Source organism: Streptomyces sp. NBC_00631 (assembly GCF_045206895.1).
In the GTDB taxonomy this organism is placed as follows: Bacteria; Actinomycetota; Actinomycetes; order Streptomycetales; family Streptomycetaceae; genus Streptomyces.
In genome coordinates this window covers 9762796-9781458 of the sequence record NZ_CP107734.1, presented here as the reverse complement: position 1 = coordinate 9781458, position 18663 = coordinate 9762796, and the positions used below count along the sequence as shown (strand labels likewise).

Annotated in this window: 16 protein-coding genes; 9 read left to right on the top strand and 7 right to left on the bottom strand. The window is 70.2% G+C overall.

What is annotated here, in order from left to right:
* The first annotated feature begins 100 nt into the window (after positions 1 to 100).
* Entirely contained in the window at positions 101 to 1267 is a 1167-nt protein-coding gene (locus OHB00_RS44360) for a phytanoyl-CoA dioxygenase family protein (RefSeq protein WP_406446270.1), read from the top strand.
* Between the two features lie 78 nt (positions 1268 to 1345).
* Positions 1346 to 2350 (top strand): Gfo/Idh/MocA family oxidoreductase, encoded by a 1005-nt coding sequence (locus OHB00_RS44355; protein WP_406443710.1) that lies wholly within the window; start codon positions 1346 to 1348, stop codon positions 2348 to 2350.
* A 299-nt stretch (positions 2351 to 2649) separates the two neighbouring features.
* Here OHB00_RS44355 and OHB00_RS44350 read toward each other — a convergent pair whose 3' ends face one another.
* The 5 genes from OHB00_RS44350 to OHB00_RS44330 form a co-directional block, all read right to left on the bottom strand.
* Positions 2650 to 2820 carry a hypothetical protein gene (locus tag OHB00_RS44350; protein ID WP_406443708.1) on the bottom strand — a complete coding sequence of 57 codons (171 nt, stop codon included), beginning with the start codon at positions 2818 to 2820 and terminating at the stop codon, positions 2650 to 2652.
* Between the two features lie 130 nt (positions 2821 to 2950).
* A complete protein-coding gene (locus tag OHB00_RS44345; protein ID WP_406443706.1) occupies positions 2951 to 3853 on the bottom strand; it encodes a sugar phosphate isomerase/epimerase family protein in 903 nt (300 codons plus the stop codon).
* Positions 3854 to 3858: 5 nt separating this feature from the next.
* Positions 3859 to 4770: an ATP-binding cassette domain-containing protein gene (locus OHB00_RS44340; RefSeq protein WP_406443704.1), complete on the bottom strand. Its 912-nt coding sequence runs from the start codon at positions 4768 to 4770 to the stop codon at positions 3859 to 3861.
* 4 nt (positions 4771 to 4774) lie between these two features.
* Entirely contained in the window at positions 4775 to 5845 is a 1071-nt protein-coding gene (locus OHB00_RS44335; RefSeq protein ID WP_406443702.1) for an ABC transporter permease, read from the bottom strand.
* Positions 5846 to 5850: 5 nt separating this feature from the next.
* Positions 5851 to 6870 carry a sugar ABC transporter substrate-binding protein gene (locus OHB00_RS44330; RefSeq protein ID WP_406443700.1) on the bottom strand — a complete coding sequence of 340 codons (1020 nt, stop codon included), beginning with the start codon at positions 6868 to 6870 and terminating at the stop codon, positions 5851 to 5853.
* Between the two features lie 329 nt (positions 6871 to 7199).
* Between OHB00_RS44330 and iolD the strand changes: the two genes are divergently transcribed.
* The 7 genes from iolD to OHB00_RS44295 all read left to right on the top strand — a co-directional run bounded on the left by iolD (position 7200) and on the right by OHB00_RS44295 (position 16789).
* Entirely contained in the window at positions 7200 to 9071 is a 1872-nt protein-coding gene (gene iolD / locus OHB00_RS44325) for a 3D-(3,5/4)-trihydroxycyclohexane-1,2-dione acylhydrolase (decyclizing) (protein ID WP_406443698.1), read from the top strand.
* Positions 9072 to 9101: 30 nt separating this feature from the next.
* The gene (locus OHB00_RS44320; RefSeq protein WP_406443696.1) at positions 9102 to 9887 is read left to right on the top strand and encodes a GntR family transcriptional regulator; all 786 of its coding nucleotides are present in this window, start codon (positions 9102 to 9104) and stop codon (positions 9885 to 9887) included.
* Between the two features lie 320 nt (positions 9888 to 10207).
* The gene (locus tag OHB00_RS44315) at positions 10208 to 11521 is read left to right on the top strand and encodes an ABC transporter substrate-binding protein (protein ID WP_406443695.1); all 1314 of its coding nucleotides are present in this window, start codon (positions 10208 to 10210) and stop codon (positions 11519 to 11521) included.
* Between the two features lie 9 nt (positions 11522 to 11530).
* Positions 11531 to 12511 (top strand): carbohydrate ABC transporter permease, encoded by a 981-nt coding sequence (locus tag OHB00_RS44310; RefSeq protein ID WP_406443693.1) that lies wholly within the window; start codon positions 11531 to 11533, stop codon positions 12509 to 12511.
* Entirely contained in the window at positions 12508 to 13395 is an 888-nt protein-coding gene (locus OHB00_RS44305; RefSeq protein ID WP_406443691.1) for a carbohydrate ABC transporter permease, read from the top strand. Before OHB00_RS44310 ends, OHB00_RS44305 begins: the two co-directional genes overlap by 4 nt.
* A 26-nt stretch (positions 13396 to 13421) precedes the next feature.
* Positions 13422 to 14744, top strand: coding sequence for a glycoside hydrolase family 36 protein (locus tag OHB00_RS44300; RefSeq protein ID WP_406443689.1), 1323 nt, complete (start codon positions 13422 to 13424; stop codon positions 14742 to 14744).
* Entirely contained in the window at positions 14741 to 16789 is a 2049-nt protein-coding gene (locus OHB00_RS44295; protein ID WP_406443687.1) for a beta-galactosidase, read from the top strand. Before OHB00_RS44300 ends, OHB00_RS44295 begins: the two co-directional genes overlap by 4 nt.
* Here the strand turns inward: OHB00_RS44295 and OHB00_RS44290 are convergent.
* Positions 16783 to 17769, bottom strand: coding sequence for an aldo/keto reductase (locus OHB00_RS44290; RefSeq protein ID WP_406443686.1), 987 nt, complete (start codon positions 17767 to 17769; stop codon positions 16783 to 16785). The two genes, OHB00_RS44295 and OHB00_RS44290, sit on opposite strands and share 7 nt — an antisense overlap.
* Before the next feature lie 74 nt (positions 17770 to 17843).
* Positions 17844 to 18512, bottom strand: a complete 669-nt coding sequence (locus tag OHB00_RS44285; RefSeq protein ID WP_406443684.1) for an NUDIX domain-containing protein — start codon at positions 18510 to 18512, stop codon at positions 17844 to 17846.
* Positions 18513 to 18663 lie beyond the last annotated feature (151 nt).

Sequence of the window (18663 nt, the reverse complement as noted above, 5' to 3'; positions counted from 1 at the left end):
TTGATGGGGCGCTGCTGGTTGTTCGAGGGGTTTGTGCTGACAAGAATGGCAGAGCCCCGCCGTGGCCGTGACCGCGGCCGTGACCGAAAGCAGGACATCGATGTCCCTCGCCGCCGAACAGGGCCGTGCCTGGCTCTCGCAGCAGGACTGCGACCTCGACGTCTTCCGTGCCCTGGTCGAGCGGACCACGGACCCGGCCGGCTACCGGTACGCCTCGGCCGTCGAGGACAACGTCCTCGTCTACGACAGTGAGCGGCTGCGCACCGCCGACGCGGCCCACGACGTACGGACCGAACTCGTCCGGGCCCTGACCGACGGTCCCGGGGTCGTCGTCTTCAAGGGCGCGTTCCCCGACCCGCGGGTGGTCGACCGGGCCACCGCGGTGTTCGAGGCGCTCATCTCGGAGCAGCACGAGTCCGGCGCGGGGGCCGGCGACCACTTCGCGGCGCCCGGAACCAACGAGCGGGTGTGGAACGCCCTGGAGAAGGCGGCCCTGTACGACCCGGAGGTGTTCGCCGACTACTACGCCAACGACATCGTGGCCCTGGTCTCGCGGGCCTGGCTGGGCCCCGGATACCAGATGACCGCGCAGGTCAACGTGGTCAACCCGGGCGGCGCGGCGCAGACCGCGCACCGCGACTACCACCTCGGGTTCCTCTCCGACGAGCAGGCCGAGGCCTACCCGGCCCATGTGCACCGGCTCTCCCCCGTGCTCACCCTCCAGGGCGCGGTCGCGCACTGCGACATGCCGGTGGAGTCGGGGCCGACGATGTACCTGCCCTACTCGCAGACCTACGAACCCGGGTATCTGGCATGGCGGCGGCCGGAGTTCCAGGAGTACTTCAAGGCCCGCCATGTGCAGCTGCCCCTCGCCAAGGGTGACGCGGTGTTCTTCAACCCGGCGGTGTTCCACGCGGCCGGCACCAACCGGACCCTCGACGTGCGCCGGATGGCCAACCTGCTCCAGGTGTCGTCGGCGTTCGGACGGGCCATGGAGACCGTGGACCGGGAGGCGGTGGCCAACGCGGTCTACCCGGTGCTGCGCCGGCGCCGGTCGGAGGGGGCGGGCGAGGCGTGGCTGGAGCACGTCATCGCCGCGAGCGCCGAGGGTTACCCGTTCCCCACCAACCTCGACAGCGATCCGCCGGTCGGCGGCATGGCGCCGCCCTCGCAGGCGGACCTCCTGCGGCGGGCGCTGCGTGAGGGGTGGGTGCCGCGAGTCCTGCGGGACGCGTTGCGGGCGGCCGCGGCACGGCGAGAGAGCTGACGCCGACAGGTCGTGGCTCGGCTGCCCCGGGGGGCGCCCAGTGGCACCGTACATATCAACATCAAGGAGCAACACTCAATGCGTATCGGAATCCTCGGCCTCGGCCGCATCGGCGCCTTTCACGCCGAGACTCTCTCCGGGCTCGACGCCGTCGAGTCGCTCGTCTTCACCGACCCGTTCGCGGACGCGGCCAAGGCCGCCGCCGAGAAGTTCGGTGCCGAGGTCGTGGACTCGCCCGAGGCGCTGCTGGCCGCCGGCGTGGACGGCATCGTCGTCGCCGCCGCCACCGACGCCCACCCGGCGCTGATCCTGGCCGGTGTCGAGGCCGGTGTCCCGGTCTTCTGCGAGAAGCCGGTCGCCAGGACGATGGCCGAGGGCGTCGAGGTCCTCAAGGCCGTCCAGGGCAGCGGCGTACCGATCCAGATCGGCTACAACCGCCGCTTCGACGCGGGCTTCGTCGCCGCCCGGGCCGCCGTCCGGTCGGGCGAACTGGGCAAGCTGCACACGGTGCGGTCCACCACCCTGGACCCGGCCCCGCCGCCGGCCGCGTACATCGCCGCGTCCGGCGGGATCTTCCGGGACTGTTCCGTGCACGACTTCGACATCATCCGCTGGGTGACCGGCCGCGAGGTCACCGAGGTGTACGCGGTCGGCGGCAACCGGGGCGCCGACTACATCCGGGAGGCGGGCGACGCCGACGCCACCGGCGCGATCCTCACCCTGGACGACGGCACCATCGCGGTGGTCTCCAACTCCCGGCACAACGCCCGGGGTTATGACGTCCGGATGGAGCTGCACGGCTTCGCGGACTCCATCGCCGTCGGCCTGGAGGACAAGCTTCCGCTGCGCTCGGTCGAGCCCGGCGTGACCTTCCCGGCGGGCACCCCGCACGACTTCTTCATGGACCGGTTCACGGCGGCCTACCGCGCCGAGCTCACCGCGTTCACCGAGGTCGTGGCCGGTACCCGCCCCTCCCCCTGCACGATCGAGGATGCCCTGGAGGCCGGCTGGATCGCCGATGCCTGCACCCTGTCTCTGCACGAGCACCGTCCGGTGACGATCGCAGAGGTGCGCGGAGCCTGACGCCGCGCACGACGGCGGGGCGGGTCACAGGGGCCGAGCACGCGGTCCCCGGCCCGCCCCGTCGTCATGCCCGTCGGAGGGCCCGCGGCCGACAGTCCGCAGTCCGCAGTCCGCAGTCCGCCCACGGTGTCTCCTGCCGCCGGCTGCCGGACTTCGCCGTACGCCTCGCGGCCCGGTTCCGGGATCCCGCGCTGAGGGAGATCACCGAGAAGGCGGCACCGGCTGCCGGGCCGGCAGCCGGTGCCGGACCCCGTCGAGGGCCTGCTCGCCCGCGGCGCGGTCCGCGTCCCGGCGGCGGCTCAGAGGCCGTATCGCACCGCGAACTCGTCCGGGTCGTAGGCGTCCCGGTCCGGGTCGTGCGGCACCGCCGGCGTGGTCTGCACCATCTCCTCGGGGCGTATCCGCTCGGGCAGCGCGCCGAAGCGCTCCTTGCGTGTCACGGCCTCGGCGGCGGTCTCCTCGTGGCTCATGCTCGTCCTCCCCGTCCAGCGGATGGCACCCGTCACCTCACAAACGCGCGCGCCCCGGCGGGTGTTCCCGAACCCGCCGGGGCGCGCGGGAGCGCGCGGATCTCTCCGCGCGCTCCCCGGGAAGCGGCTGTCAGGCGCCGCAGGACCGCAGGAACTTCCGGGTGCGCACCGCGATGGGCAGCGGCTTGTCCGGCTCGCAGGGGTACATGTCCTGCTCGACGATCGCGAACAGCTCGACACCCAGCCGCTGCGCCGCCGCCAGTACCGGCGCCAGCTCCGGTACGCCCGCCGGCGGTTCGCACATCACGCCCCGGGCCACGGCCGGCCCGAACGGGGTGCCCTTGGCCTGGACGTCGGCCAGGATCGCCGGGTCCACCTGCTTGAGGTGGAGGTAGCCGATCCGCTCGCCGTAGGTCTCGATCAGCTTGACGCTGTCGCCGCCGCAGTAGGCGTAGTGACCGGTGTCCAGGCAGAGGTTGACCAGGTCCGTGTCGGTCGAGTCGAGGAAGTGCTCGACGTGCTCCTCGGTGTCGATGTGGGTGTCGGCGTGCGGGTGGACGACGATGTCCAGGCCGTACGCCTCCTTCACCTCGTGGCCGAGCCGTTCCATGCCTTTGGTGAGGTGGGCCCACTGCTCGCCGGTCAGCTCCGGCGGCTCCAGGATCTCGGCGGTCTTGTCGTCCCGCCAGAAGGAGGGGATGACCACCAGGTGCTCCGCGCCCATCGCCTGGGTGAGCGCGGCGACCTGGCTGACGTGCTCCCAGGTCGACTCCCAGACGGCCGGGCCGCGGTGCAGGCCCGTGAAGACCGTGCCCGCCGAGACCTTCAGGTCCCGCTTGGCGATCTCGTCGGTGAGGCGGGCCGGGTCGGTGGGGAGGTAGCCGTAGGGGCCGAGTTCGATCCAGGAGTAACCGGCCTCGGCGACCTCGTCGAGGAAGCGTTCCCAGGGGACCTGCCCGGGGTCGTCCGGAAACCAGACGCCCCAGGAGTCGGGGGCCGAGCCGACCCGGATGCGGTCGAGGGCGGTGGCCATGGGTGTCAGGACTTCCCTTCCGGGCCCGCCGCGACGGGTGCGGTGAGGTCCTCCTCTTCGGGGAGTTCCTCGGTGTCGACGCCGCGGACCTGGGAGAGCTCGTGCTTGAGGGCCGCGAGTTCGGCTCCGCCGGCCATGTGGTTGGTGAGTTCCTCCAGGGTGATGTCGCTGCGTTCGGCGGAGAGTTCGAGGGTGCCGAGGCGCAGGACGCTGAAGTGGTCGCCGACCATGTAGGCGTGGTGGGGGTTGTGGGTGATGAAGATGACGCCGAGGCCGCGTTCGCGGGCGGCGGCGATGTACTTCAGGACCACACCGGACTGCTTCACGCCGAGGGCGGCCGTCGGCTCGTCCAGGATGAGCACGCGGGCGCCGAAGTAGACGGCGCGGGCGATGGCCACGCACTGGCGCTGTCCGCCGGAGAGGGTGCCGATGGGCTGGTCCAGGTCGTCCAGGATGATGCCCATGTTGCGCAGTTCGCGGTCGGCGGTCTCCTTCATCCTCGCGATGTCGAGACGGCGCACGGGCCAGGGGCCCTTGGTCATCTCGGAGCCGAGGAAGAAGTTCCGCCACACCGGCATCAGCGGGACGGTGGCGAGGTCCTGGTAGACGGTGGCGATGCCCTTGTCCAGGGCCTCGCGCGGGGTGGAGAAGCGTACCGGGGTGCCGTCCACGAGGAAGTCGCCCTCGGTGTGCTGGTGCAGCCCCGAGATGATTTTGATGAGGGTGGACTTGCCGGCGCCGTTGTCGCCGAGCACGCAGGTCACGCGGTTGGGGAAGACCTTGAGGTCGACCCCGTGCAGGGCACGGATGTTGCCGTACGACTTGCCCGTGCCGCGCAGTTCGACGATCGGGGCGCCGTCGGTGGGCGCGTCGTCCTGGAGGACGGCGCCGTGGGTTCCGGTTCCGTTGTCAGTCATCGGGTCACCTCCTGGTCGCGGTCCGCTGGACCCACAGGTTGATCATCACGGCGCCCAGGAGCATGACGCCCAGGAAGGCCTTGAACCAGTCGGGGTTCCAGCCCGCGTACACGATGCCCTGCTGCACCATGCCGAACATGAAGGCACCGAAGACCGGGCCGATCGCCGAACCGGCGCCACCGGTCAGGAGGCAGCCGCCGATGACCGCCGCGGAGATGTAGATCAGCTCCTGGCCGACGCCCTCGCCGGACTGCACGGTGTTGAAGGAGAACAGCTGGTGCATGCCGACGAACCAGGCGCCGAAGCCGACCAGCATGAACAGCGAGATCTTGGTGAAGTTCACCGGGACGCCGACCGCGCGGGCGCTGTCCTTGTTGCCGCCGACCGCGAAGATCCAGTTGCCGTACCTGGTGCGCAGCAGCACCCAGGTGGCGATGGCGGCGAAGAACAGCCACCAGAAGATGGTGATCTTCACCTGGACGCCGCCGATGTCGAAGGAGGAGGCGAAGACGGCCTTGACCTGGTTGAAGCCGTCCATGTTGCTGATGTCGTCGGTGGCGACGTTGCCGGTGACCAGTTTGGTCACGGCGAGGTTCACACCCTGGAGGATCAGGAAGCTGCCCAGAGTGATGAGGAAGCTGGGCAGTCCGGTCTTGACGACCAGCCAGCCGTTGAGGAAGCCGATGGCCAGCGACACGATGAGCGCGACGATCACGCCCGCCCACACGTTGAGGGTCAGCTGGTAGCTGAGCATGGCCGCGGTGAGTGCCGAGCTGACGACCGCGACACCGGCGGAGAGGTCGAACTCGCCGCCGATCATCAGCAGCGCGACCGGCAGGGCCATGATCCCGATGGTCGACGACTGGTAGAGGATGTTCGCCATCGAGCTGGCCTCGCGCACCGGCGGTGCCGCGACCAGGAAGAAGACGTAGACCGCGACCGCGCCGAGGAAGACGCCGACGTCCGGACGGGCCAGGATCCGCAGCGCCAGGGGGCGCTGTGCGGTCCGCCCGTCCTTCTCCTTCGGGCCGGAGGCCGGCGGTGTCGCCACCGCCGGCTGTGCCTGCTGACTCATGTCGATCACCGGGTGCCCTTCGCGGCGAACTCGGCGACCTTGTCGACGTTGGACTTGTCGACGAAAGCCGGGCCGGTCAGGACCGGCTGCTCACCGCCGCCCATGTAGTTGCCGTTGTTCTTGTAGAGCCACAGCGAGTCGATCGCCAGGTAGCCCTGGAGGTAGGGCTGCTGGTCCACGGCGAACTCGATGGTTCCCTTGCTGATGGCGGTGGTCAGGTCCTTGTTGAGGTCGAAGGTGGCGACCTTCGCCTTGCTTCCCGCGTCGGACACCGACTGGACGGCGATCAGCGCGATCGGGGCGCCGAGTGTGACCACGTGGTCGATGGCCTTGTCCTGCGTGAGCTTGGCGGTGATCGTCGACTTGACCGCGGTCGGGGACGTGCCGTCGACGTACAGGGTCTCCGTGGTCCCCGAGAACGTCTTCTTCACTCCGTCGCAGCGCTGGGTGAGGCCGACGTTGCCCTGCTCCTGGATGACACAGACGACCTTCTTCGCGCCCTCGGAGTTCAGCCGGTTGCCGAGCGCCTCGCCCGCCACCGTCTCGTCCTGGCCGAAGAACTCCAGCAGACCGAGCTTCTTCCAGTCGCTCAGACCGGAGTTGAGGCCGACGATCGGGATCTTCGCGGCGTTGGCCTTGCCGATGACGTCCTTCATGGCGTCCGGCTTGGCGAGGGTGACGGCGATCCCGTCGACCTTCTGGTCGATCGCGTTCTGCACCAGGTTGGCCTGGTTGCCCGCGTTCGGGTCCGCGGAGTAGACGAGCTTGATGTTGTCCTTGTCCGCGGCGGCCTGGGCACCCTTGCGGACGATGTCCCAGAAGGTGTCGCCCGGCGACTGGTGGGTGACCAGCGCGACCGTCATACGGGGGGTGCTCGCCTTGCCCGCGGAGGCCGACGTGCCTCCGTCTTCGGACTTCTTTCCTCCGGAGCTGCTGGAGCAGCCGGCGAGGGTCAGGGCTGCCGCCGCGGCGACGGCCACGAAGGGGGCCAGCCTGCGCGAACGGGAGTGGGAAGAGCGGTCCATCCTGCACCTCACTGTGCGACCGGGGATTGGTGATCCGGCGGATCCGTGGGCCCGGGCCGACGGAGGCGGCCCGGGTCACTGCTGCGTTGGGACGGGATACAAGTCCCTGTGAGGCCCGCTGTCAATACTTTGTTAAGACATCATTTCACGCTCAGGTCCGAATGTAAGTACAAACCATTGACAGGGCGACCTGCCCCGATCTACACCTGAGGGGCATCCGCCCACCCGAAGACGATCTACCCGCTCGCACCGGGCGTACCCCTGGTCCGGCCCATCGACGCCCGCCCACCTCTGCACACCGACACCACCCCGTCCGAATGAGGTCCCCCATGAGCCAGCCGACCACCCGCCTGACCGTCGCCCAGGCGCTGGTGCGGTTCCTGTCCGCCCAGTACACCGAGCGCGACGGTGTCCGGCACCGGCTGATCGCCGGCACCTGGGGCATCTTCGGCCACGGCAACGTGGCGGGCATCGGCCAGGCGCTCCTTGAGTACGGCGACGTCATGCCGTACCACCAGGGCCGCAACGAGCAGGCGATGGTGCACGCGGCGGTCGGCCACGCGCGCCAGCTGGACCGCCTCTCGGCGCAGGCGGTCACCACGTCCATCGGTCCGGGCGCCACCAACCTGGTGACCGGCGCCGCCCTCGCCACCGTCAACCGGCTGCCGGTCCTGCTGCTCCCCGGCGACTACTTCGCGAGCCACGCGCCCGACCCGCTGCTGCAGCAGCTGGAGCACCCGACCGAGTTCGACGTGTCGGTGAACGACACCCTGCGCCCGGTCTCCCGCTACTTCGACCGGATCACCCGCCCCGAGGCGCTGATCCCCTCCGCGCTCAACGCCATGCGGGTGCTCGCCGACCCGGCCGAGACCGGCGCGGTCACCCTCGCCCTCCCCCAGGACGTCCAGGCGGAGGCGTACGACTGGCCGGAGGAGTTCTTCGCCGAGCGCGTCTGGCGGGTACGGCGCCCGGCCCCCGACCCGGTGGAGCTGGCGGACGCCGTGCGCGCCGTGACGGCCGCTCAGCGGCCGTTGATCGTCGCGGGTGGCGGAGTCCACCACAGTCGCGCGGAAGACGCTCTGAGGGCCCTTGTGGAGGCCACAGGCATCCCCGTCGCCTCGACCCAGGCGGGCAAGGGCTCACTGCGCCACGACCACCCGGCCGACCTGGGCGGGATCGGGCACACCGGGACCGCCGTCGCCGACGACCTGGCCCGCACCGCCGACCTGGTCATCGGCGTCGGCACCCGGTACACGGACTTCACCACGGCCTCCGGCACCCTCTTCCAGAACCCGGACGTCCGCTTCCTGAACCTGAACATCACCGGGTTCGACGCCCACAAGCTGGCCGCGCGGACGGTCGTGGCGGACGCGCGGACCGCTCTGGAGGCGTTCTCGGAGGCACTCGCCGGGCATCGTGTGGCCGCGGCCTACGAGGACGAGTACCGGGCGGGCAAGGAGCGTTGGGACGCCGTCGTCGAGGCGGCCTACCGCGCCGACGACGAGGACGCCGTGCCCACCCAGACCCAGGTGCTCGGCGCCCTTGACGCGGTCGTCGGCGATGACGACGTTGTCATCAACGCGGCCGGCTCGCTCCCGGGCGACCTGCACAAGCTGTGGCGGGCCCGCTCGCCGCGCCAGTACCACCTGGAGTACGGCTACTCCTGCATGGGCTACGAGATCCCGGCCGGCATCGGCGTGCAGCAGGCGGCGCCGGACACGGTGGTCTGGTCACTGGTCGGCGACGGCACCTATCTGATGATGCCGACCGAGATCGTCACCGCCGTCCAGGAGGGTCTGCCGGTCAACCTGGTGCTCATCCAGAACCACGGGTACGCCTCCATCGGCGGCCTCTCCGAGACGGTGGGCGGCGAGCGGTTCGGCACCGCCTACCGCTTCCGCTCGGCCGACGGCACCTTCGGCGGCGCCCCGCTGCCGGTGGACCTCGCCGCCAACGCGGCCAGTCTCGGCATGGAGGTGCTGCGTGCCAAGACCGTGCGGGAGCTGCGGGAGGCGCTCACCGCGGCCCGGGCGAGCGACCGGCCGACGTGTGTGTACGTGGAGACGGACCCGGCGCCCACCGCGCCCGGGGCCGAGGCCTGGTGGGACGTGCCGGTCGCCGAGACCGCCGCCCGCGAGGCCGCCGTACAGGCCCGTGAGGAGTACGACCGGCAGGTCGCCGACCGCCGCCGGCATCTGTGATTCCCCCGAACCCCGGAAGGAGGTGTCCCGGTGGCCCGTACCGGTGATTCCGCCCGCACCACGACCGTCTCGGCACTCGACGCCCTGGACTTCGCCCTGGACCGCGGCAGTCCGGTCCCGCTCTACTACCAGCTCGCCCAGCAGCTGGAGGAGGCCATAGAGCACGGTGCCCTCGCCCCGGGCAACCTCCTGGGCAACGAGATCGACCTGTCGGTGCGGCTCGGACTGTCCCGGCCCACGGTCCGCCAGGCCATTCAGTCGCTTGTCGACAAGGGCCTCCTTGTGCGCCGCCGGGGCGTGGGCACCCAGGTGGTGCACAGCCAGGTCAAGCGGCCGCTGGAGCTGAGCAGTCTCTACGACGACCTGGAGTCGGCCGGGCAGGGCCCGACCACCCGGGTGCTGCGCAACGAGCGGATCCCGGCGACCGCCGAGGTGGCCGCCGCGCTCGGGATCGCGGAGGGCGCGGAGGTGGTCGTCCTGGAGCGGCTGCGCTGCACGCACGGCCAGCCGGTGGCCTTCCTGTGCAACTACCTGCCCGCCGCCCTGCTCGAACTCGACACCGGGCGACTGGAGTCCACCGGCCTGTACCGGATGCTGCGGACGGCCGGCATCACCCTGCACAGCGCCCGGCAGACGGTGGGCGCCCGCAGCGCCACCGCCGAGGAGGCCGGACGGCTCGACGAGGAGGAGGGCGCCGCCCTGCTCACCATGCAGCGCACGGCGTACGACGACACCGGGCGGCCGGTGGAGTACGGCAGCCACGTGTACCGGGCCTCCCGGTACGCGTTCGACTTCCAGCTGCTCGTACGCCCGTAGGACATGCCGTGCGGGGCTGGTGGCAGCGGGTTTGACCGCTGGTCCCACCTCCCGAAACCAACACGCCCGCACACGAGCCCCCACGGAGTTTGTCCGCTGGGGGCTCCGTCGTACCGGTTTGTTCAACAAACCGGCAGGCGACCATGTCGATTACGTTTCGGGCAAGAGACGCGCGAGAGAGACGCAGGCTATTGACGCATGAGCGGACAAGCGGCTGTTATTGCGCCCACGATGTTCGGCCGAGTTGGTTTCTGATCGGTTTCGGGACCTTTCGAAGATCAACTCTTCCCCTTGCCGAACCCTGTTACTCAGGAGCCGCCATGCGCATCTCCCCGTCCGGTCTTCACGTGCCGGGTCCGAGCCGCCGTAACGTTCTGCGCGGTGCCGGTTCGGCCGCCCTCCTCGCGGGTGCCGGCATACCCCTGCTGTCCGCCTGCGGCGGCAGCGGTTCCTCCTCCGACCCGAAGACCGTCAGCCTCGGCTCCAACTCGTCCGACGCGGTGCCGAAGAAGGCCTTCGCGGAGATCTACGCGGCCTTCACCAAGCAGTCCGGCATCAAGGTCGACGTCAACACGAAGGACCACAACACCTTCCAGGAGCAGATCAACTCCTACCTGCAGGGCACGCCGGACGACGTGTTCACCTGGTTCGCCGGGTACCGCATGCAGTTCTTCGCGGCCAAGAACCTGGCCTCGCCGATCGACGACGTGTGGGCGAAGATCGGGGACAACTTCCCCGACGCGATGAAGCAGCTCAGCAAGGGCGAGGACGGCAAGTACTACTTCGTCCCGCTGTACACGTACCCGTGGGCGATCTTCTACCGCAAGAGCGTCTTCCAGGCCAAGGGCTACGAGGTCCCCACCACCTGGGAGGCCTTCGTCGCCCTGTGCAAGAAGATGAAGAAGGACGGCCTGGTCCCGATCGCGTTCGGTGACAAGGACGCCTGGCCGGCGATGGGCACCTTCGACCAGATCAACTTCCGCCTCAACGGCTACGACTTCCACAAGTCCCTGATGGCCGGCAAGGAGGCGTGGACCGACCCCAAGGTCAAGGCGGTCTTCGACCACTGGGCCGAGATCCTCCCCTACCACCAGGACGGCTTCATGGGCCGCACCTGGCAGGACGCCGCCCAGACCCTGGTGTCCAAGAAGGCCGGCATGTACGTCCTCGGCTCCTTCGTGGCCCAGCAGTTCACCAACAAGGCCGACCTGGACGACCTCGACTTCTTCGCCTTCCCGGAGATCAACTCGGCGTACGGGCAGGACACCGTCGAGGCACCCACCGACGGCTTCATGGTCAGCAAGTCGCCCAAGAACCACGACGGCGTCGTCAAGCTCATGGAGTACCTGGGCACCCCCGAGGCGGAGCAGATCTACCTCAAGGCCGACTCCAGCGTGGTGGCCGCCTCCAGCAAGGCCGACACCTCGTCGTACACCGCGCTGCAGAAGAAGGCGTACACGATGATCAGCGGCGCCAAGAACCTCACCCAGTTCATGGACCGCGACTCCCGCCCGGACTTCACCTCCACCGTGATGCAGCCCGGCCTGCAGAAGTTCCTGCAGAACCCCAAGGGAATCGACAGCCTGCTCTCGTCCATCGAGCGCCAGAAGAAGACCATCTTCGCGTCCGAGTGAGCATCCTGAATGACGACTGAGACCCCCACGAAGTCCCAGGAGGCGGCCGCCGTGCCGCCTCCTGGGCGCGCGTCCAAGAACAAGCGGGTCCCGCAGGGGCACAAGCGCCTGCTGACCCGCCGTGACCGGATCACGCTCGCCTTCATGGCGGGCGTGCCGACGATCCTCCATGTGGTCCTCGTCTGGGTGACCGCGATCGCCTCGATCCTCCTGGCCTTCACCAGCTGGGACGGCATCGGCTTCGACTCCATCAAGTGGGTCGGGCTCGACAACTTCAAACAGCTCTTCACCGACAACCCGCAGTTCTGGCCCGCGGTCGAGCACAACGTCATCTGGTTCGTGGTGCTCATCCTGATCCCGACCCCGTTCGGCCTGTTCCTGGCCGTGCAGCTGGACAAGAAGATCCGGTTCAGCCGGGTCTACCAGACGGCGTTCTTCCTGCCGGTCGTGATCTCCCTGGCCTGCATCGGGTTCGTCTGGCAGCTCATCTACAACCCGGACACGGGTCTGATCAACAGCATCATCGGCGCCAACAAGCCGGGCCACTACATCGACTGGATCGGTGACCCCAAGCTCAACCTGTGGGCCGTCCTCATCGCCGCCTCCTGGCGGCACACCGGCTACATGATGATCCTGTACCTGGCCGGCCTGAAGAGCGTCGACCCGTCGCTGCGGGAGGCCTCGGCCCTCGACGGCGCCAACGAGTGGCAGACGTTCAAGAACGTCATCTTCCCGACCCTCAGGCCGACCAACACCGTCGTCCTGGTCGTCACGATCATCGAGGCGCTGCGCGCCTTCGACCTGGTCTTCGTCTTCAACAAGGGCGCCCAGGGCACCGAGCTGCTCTCGATCCTGGTGACCAACAACATCATCGGTGAGTCCAGCCGGATCGGTTACGGTTCGGCGATCGCGGTGGTCCTGCTCTTCATCTCGCTGATCGTGATCATTCCGTATCTGATCGCGACCTTCCGGAAGGAGCGGCGCGCATGAGCACCGTGAGCGCGCTGGCCAAACAGCGCAACCCGATCCGCCCGGCCCGCGTCCTGCTGCACACGTTCCTGGCCGTCACGGCCCTGGCCTGGCTCGCCCCGCTGCTGTGGGCGGTCTTCTCGGCCATGCGCCCGTACAGCGAGACCAGCGCGCGGGGCTACCTGTCCTGGCCGCACACGCTGAACTTCGACAACTTCAAGAACGCGTTCACGCAGTCGGACATGACCCACTACTTCATGAACACGCTGGTCATCGCGGTCCCGGCCGTGCTGCTCACGCTGTTCCTGTCGTCGATGGTCGCGTTCTACGTCAGCCGCTTCGACTTCCGGGTCAACCTGTTCCTGCTGCTGGTCTTCACCGCGGGCAACCTGCTGCCGCAGCAGGTCATCATCACCCCGCTGTACCGGATGTACCTGCTGACGAACCTGCCGGGCATCACCGCGAGCGGCAAGCTCTACGACTCCGCGCTCGGCCTGGTGCTGATCCACGTGGCGTTCCAGTCCGGCTTCTGCGCGTTCGTGCTGTCCAACTACATGCGCTCGCTGCCGCACGAGCTCACCGAGGCCGCGCTGGTGGACGGCGCCTCGGTGTGGCGGCTGTACTGGCAGATCACCCTGCCGCTGTGCAAGCCGGCCATGGCGGCCCTGGCGACCCTGTTGTCGATCTGGATCTACAACGACTTCTTCTGGGCCCTGGTGCTGATCTCGACCGGTGAGAACATGCCGATCACCTCGGCACTGAACAACCTCTCCGGTCAGTACTTCACCGACCCGAACCTGGTCGCCGCCGGTTCCCTGCTCACCGCCATCCCGACACTGCTCGTGTACTTCGCGCTCCAGAAGCAGTTCGTCAGCGGTCTGACCCTGGGCTCCGCCAAGGGCTGATCCGGCCCCCTCCGAAAGAGAACCTCGTGCACAACCCGTTCACCCCGGTCGCCTCCGTGGCCGTGGACACGCGCACGGCCCGTGTCCACGAGGAGGGCTGGCAGTCCTGGTCGCCCAGTGGCTCCTACGCCCTCGGCGCGGTCCCGTACCGCCCGACGAACGACAACTGGGCGACCGTGTGTTACCGCCCCGGCCGCGGCGTGCCCGGCGGGGCCTTCCAGGGCGAGGGCCTGCTGGCGCTCGATCCCGGCGACGGCTCCCCGGTCCGGCTCTGGGCGGCGGCCGACCCGCCGCACGAGGTGCCCTCGATCCGGCTGACCGTCGCGGGCGGGGTCGCGGAGGTCGGGGCCGACGGCCCCGTCAAGGAGTGGACCGGCACGGACATCCAGTCCGTGCTGGCCGACTGGGCGAGCGCCCTGGCCCTGCCGGCGCCCCGCCCCGCGCCCACCGTCTGGTGCTCCTGGTACGAGTACTTCACGGCCGTCACCGAGGACGACATCCACGAGAACCTGCGGGCGATGGACACCCTCGACCTGCCGATCGACGTGGTGCAGATCGACGACGGCTACCAGAGCGCGCTGGGCGACTGGCTGACCCTCTCCGGCCGGTTCCGCTCCCGGCGCGGCATCGCGGACGCCATCCGCGCCCGCGGCCGCCGGGCGGGCATCTGGACGGCGCCGTTCCTGGTCGACCCGGCGAGCGCGCTCGCCGAGACGTACCCGGACTGGCTGGTCCGTGACCCCGACGGCAACCCCTTGCACGCGGGCCGCAACTGGGGTCACGACCTGTACGTCCTGGACACCACCCACCCGGCCGCCGCGGCCTACCTCACCGACGTCTTCGCGACGCTGCGCGCCGAGGGCTACGACTACTTCAAGGTCGACTTCCTCTACGCGGGCGCCATGGACGGCGTACGGCACTCGGGCGCGGACGCGCTCACGGCCTACCGGCTGGGCATCGCCCTGATCCGGGAGGCGATCGGCGCGGACGCCTACCTGCTGGGCTGCGGCGCGCCGATCCTGCCCTCCCTCGGCCTGTTCGACGCGATGCGGGTCAGCCCGGACACGGCTCCGCACCGCCGGCCCGAGGCCGACGACTTCAGCCAACCGGGCCAGGCCCCGGCCGAGTTCACCGGCGCCGGGCGTCAGTGGCAGCACGGCCGCCTCTGGGTCAACGACCCGGACTGCCTGATGGCCCGCCCCGCCGTGGAGACCCGTGCCCGCTGGGCGGCGCACGTGGAGACCGTCGGCGGTCTGGTCGCCTCCAGCGACCGGCTGCTCTCCCTCGACCAGTGGGGCGTGGAGACGACCCGCCGCCTTCTCACCGGAGCCACCGGAGTCACCCGATGAACGACCGCACCCTCTCCGTCCCCGGCATCGCCTACGGCGGCGACTACAACCCTGAGCAGTGGCCCGAGGAGGTGTGGGCCGAGGACGTCCGCCTGATGCGCGAGGCGGGCGTGAACATGGTCAGCGTCGGCATCTTCTCGTGGGCGCTGCTGGAGCCGTCCGAGGGGGTCCACGACTTCTCGCGGATGGACCGGATCCTCGACCTGCTGCACGAGAACGGCATCGCCGCCGACCTCGCCACCCCGACGGCCGCCCCGCCGGCCTGGTTCTTCCGCGCCCACCCCGAGGCGCTCCCGGTGGACCACGACGGCCGCGCCCTCTCCTACGGCAGCCGCCAGACGTTCTGCCCGAGCAGCCCCGCCTACCGCGAGGCCGCGCTCAGGATCGCGGGCGCGATCGCCGACCGGTACGCGAGCCATCCGGCCGTGCAGATGTGGCACGTCCACAACGAGTACGGCTGCCACAACGCGGCGTGCTACTGCGACACCAGCGCGGAGTCCTTCCGCCGCTGGCTGCGGGCCAGGTACGCCGACGACCTGGCCGCCCTCAACCACGCCTGGGGCACCACCTTCTGGAGCCAGTGGTACTACGACTGGGACGAGATCCTGCCGCCCCGGGCGACCGGTGCCGTGCCCAACCCGACGCACCAGCTGGACTGGCGGCGGTTCTGCTCGGACGAACTCCTGTCGCTGTACAAGGCGGAGCGGGACGTCCTGCGGGAGGCGGCCCCCGCCATCCCCGCCACCACCAACTTCATGGTGATGCACAACTTCGACGCCCTCGACTACTGGCGGTGGGCACCGGAGCTGGACGTGGTGGCCAACGACCACTACCTGATGTCCGCCGACCCCGAGTCGCAGATCGACGTCGCGCTGAGCGGCGACGTGATGCGCTCGCTGGCGGGCGGGCCGTGGCTGCTGATGGAGCACTCCACGGGCGCGGTCAACTGGCAGCCCGTCAACCGGGCGAAGACCGCCGGTGAGTTGCGCCGCAACGCGCTCGCGCATGTGGCGCACGGCGCGGACGGCATCTGCTACTTCCAGTGGCGGGCGGCGAAGGCGGGTGCCGAGCAGTGGCACTCGGCGATGCTGCCGCACGCCGGCACCGACAGCCAGATCTGGCGGGACGTCGTCCGGCTGGGCGCCGATCTGCAGGCGCTTTCCGAGGTGCGCGGCAGCACCGGCACGGCCGAGGTGGCCGTCGTCTGGGACTGGGACGCCCGCTGGGCCCTGGAGCTGCCCTCGCAGCCGAGCGGGGAGCTGCGCTACCTGGATCTCGTCCGCGCCTGGTACGAGCCGCTGTGGCGGGCCGGCGTGGCGGTGGACTTCGTCCGCCCGGACGGGGACCTGTCGGCGTACAAGGTGGTGCTGGCCCCGAGCCTGTACCTGGTGGACGACGCCGGCGCGGCGAACCTGACGGCCTTCGCCCAGGCCGGCGGTACTCTCGCCATCGGTTTCCACAGCGGCGCGGTGGACGAGAACTGCCATGTGCGGCTGGGCGGTTACCCGGGGGCCTTCCGGGAGCTGCTGGGCGTGTCCACGGACGAGCTGTTCCCGCTGTTGCCGGACGAGCGGGTGACGCTGAGCGAGGGCGGCACGGGCTCGCTCTGGTCGGAGCGGGTACGGCTCGCGGGCGCGGAGGCGGTGACGTCGTACGCCGACGGACCTCCCCCAGCCTCCGGCCGGGGGTACCCCCATCTCGCTACGCTCGCCGGCGTACCGGCGGTGACCCGGCACGGCTACGGCGCGGGCACCGCCTGGTACGTGGCGACCCTGCCCGACGCGGACACCCTCGCGGAGCTGCTCGGCCGGATCCGCACCGAGGCGGGCGTGGCCGCGGGCCGCACCGCCCCGGCGGGCGTGGAGGTCGCCGTGCGGCGCGGCGCGGACGCGGACTACGTGTTCGTGATCGACCACACCGGCAAGGGCGCCGAACTACCGGTCGCCTCCGGCTCGGTGGAGCTGCTGTCCGGCAAGCCGGCCGACGGCACGGTCACCGTGGCCCCGGGCGAGGTCGCCGTCGTGCGGGAGCCGCGCGGTCAGTGAGCCGCGTCCAGGCGGGCCCGCTGGTCAGGGGTCAGCTCCAGGTCCACGGCGGCGAGGTTCTCCTCCAGCTGGGCCACGGACGACACTCCCGCCAGCGGGACGACCGGCAGCGGCCCGCCCAGCAGCCATGCCAGCACCACCTGGTTCAGGGTCGCCCCCATCTCCCGGGCCACCTCGCCGAGCGCGGCGAGGCGGGCCGGGGTGCCGGGGTGGTCGTGGTCGGCGGGCAGCGCCTTGCCGGGCTGCGTGTAGGCGCCCTTGAGCAGCGGTGAGTAGGCGACCAGAGTGAGGTCCGACCCGGCGCGGAGATAGCTGCGCAGCTGGGCGTCGGCGGAGCCGAGGCTGCCGTCCGGGAACAGGTCCTCCGGGATGTCGGTGCGCGGGCGCAGGTAGCTGTGCTGGTACTGGAGCACCTCGTAGCCGGGCAGGCCGGCCGCGGCGGCGAGGGCGCGGGCGCGTTCCAGCCGCCAGACGGCATGGTTGCTGGCGCCGAGCAGGCCGACGGTGCCCTCCGCGACGAGCGCGGCGAACCCCTCGACGGTCTCGCGGAGCGGGACGGCGGGGTCCTCTATGTGGGCGTACAGCAGGTCCAGCCGGTCGACGCCGAGGCGTTCGCGGCTGCGCTCGGCCGACTCCCGGATCACCTTCGCGGACAGGCCCTCGGCGTTGTCGGTGTAGCTGGTGCCGGGCGCGAGGGGGCGGGCGCCGAGCTTGGTGGCGATGACGACCTCGTCGCCGATGCCGCGGCTGCGCCGCCAGCGGCCGAGCAGCTCCTCGCTCTGGCCGCCCTGGCTGCCGTCCTCCCAGAAGGCGTAGTTGTCGGACGTGTCGATGAAGTTCCCGCCGTCCTCGACATAGCGGTCGAGGACGGCGAAGGAGGTCTTCTCGTCGGTGCGGGACCCGAAGAGCATCGCGCCGAGCGCGAGGACGCTCACCTCGCGGCGGGTCCTCGGGTCGGTGCCGATGGTGCGGTACTTCATGCCGTCTCCTCCGTTGGCGCACCCGGGGGTTCGGGTGCACGGTGGCGAGTCTCCGGCTTGAAGTGCGCTTGAAGTCAAGGGCGTTGTGCGAACGGTCCGGTCAGGGCCGCCCACTGCAGCAGCATGATCGTCTTCGCGTCGGCGATCTCGCCGGTGCGGATCATCTCCAGGGCGCGCCGGAAGGGGAGTTCGAGGATCTCGATGTCCTCGCCCTCCTCGTCCAGGCCGCCCCCCTCGTGGGTACGGGTCGAGGGACCGTAGGCAGCGGCGTAGAAGGAGATCCGTTCGGTGACCGAGCCCGGGCTCATGTAGACGTCGAAGACGTGCTCGACCTCGCCGACGGTGTGGCCGGTCTCCTCGACGACCTCCCGGCGGACCGCGTGCTCCGGGTGCTCGGCCTCGTCGTCCAGCAGCCCGGCCGGGGTCTCGATCAGCATCCCGTCGGGGTGGCCGTTGACGTACACCGGGAAGCGGAACTGGCGGGTGAGCAGGACGGTTTCGCGGTCGGCGTCGTAGAGGAGGAGGGTGGCGCCGTTGCCCCGGTCGTGCGTCTCGCGTTCCTCGGTGTGCCAGGTGCCGTCGGCGTGCCGGTAGTCGAAGGTGGTGGCCCGCTCGACGTACCAGTGGCTGGACAGGAGTCTCACCGCCCGGACCTTCACACGCGGGTTGCCGGTCAGGTCCAGGCCGGCACGGTCGAGTCCGGTGCGGCCCCGGCGGTCGGGGGTGTCGATACCGGCGGTCACCGCAGGCCCGCCGGGCGGGCGGGGGCGTTCAGGTCAGTCATGATCACCTGTCTACCACCCGCCCGCGTCCGGAGGGCGTCCTTCTGGGGCGTGGGAGCGCCCCAGAAGGGGCGCGGGGCTGTGTCAATGTGCGGCTCCGCCGCGTGGGCGC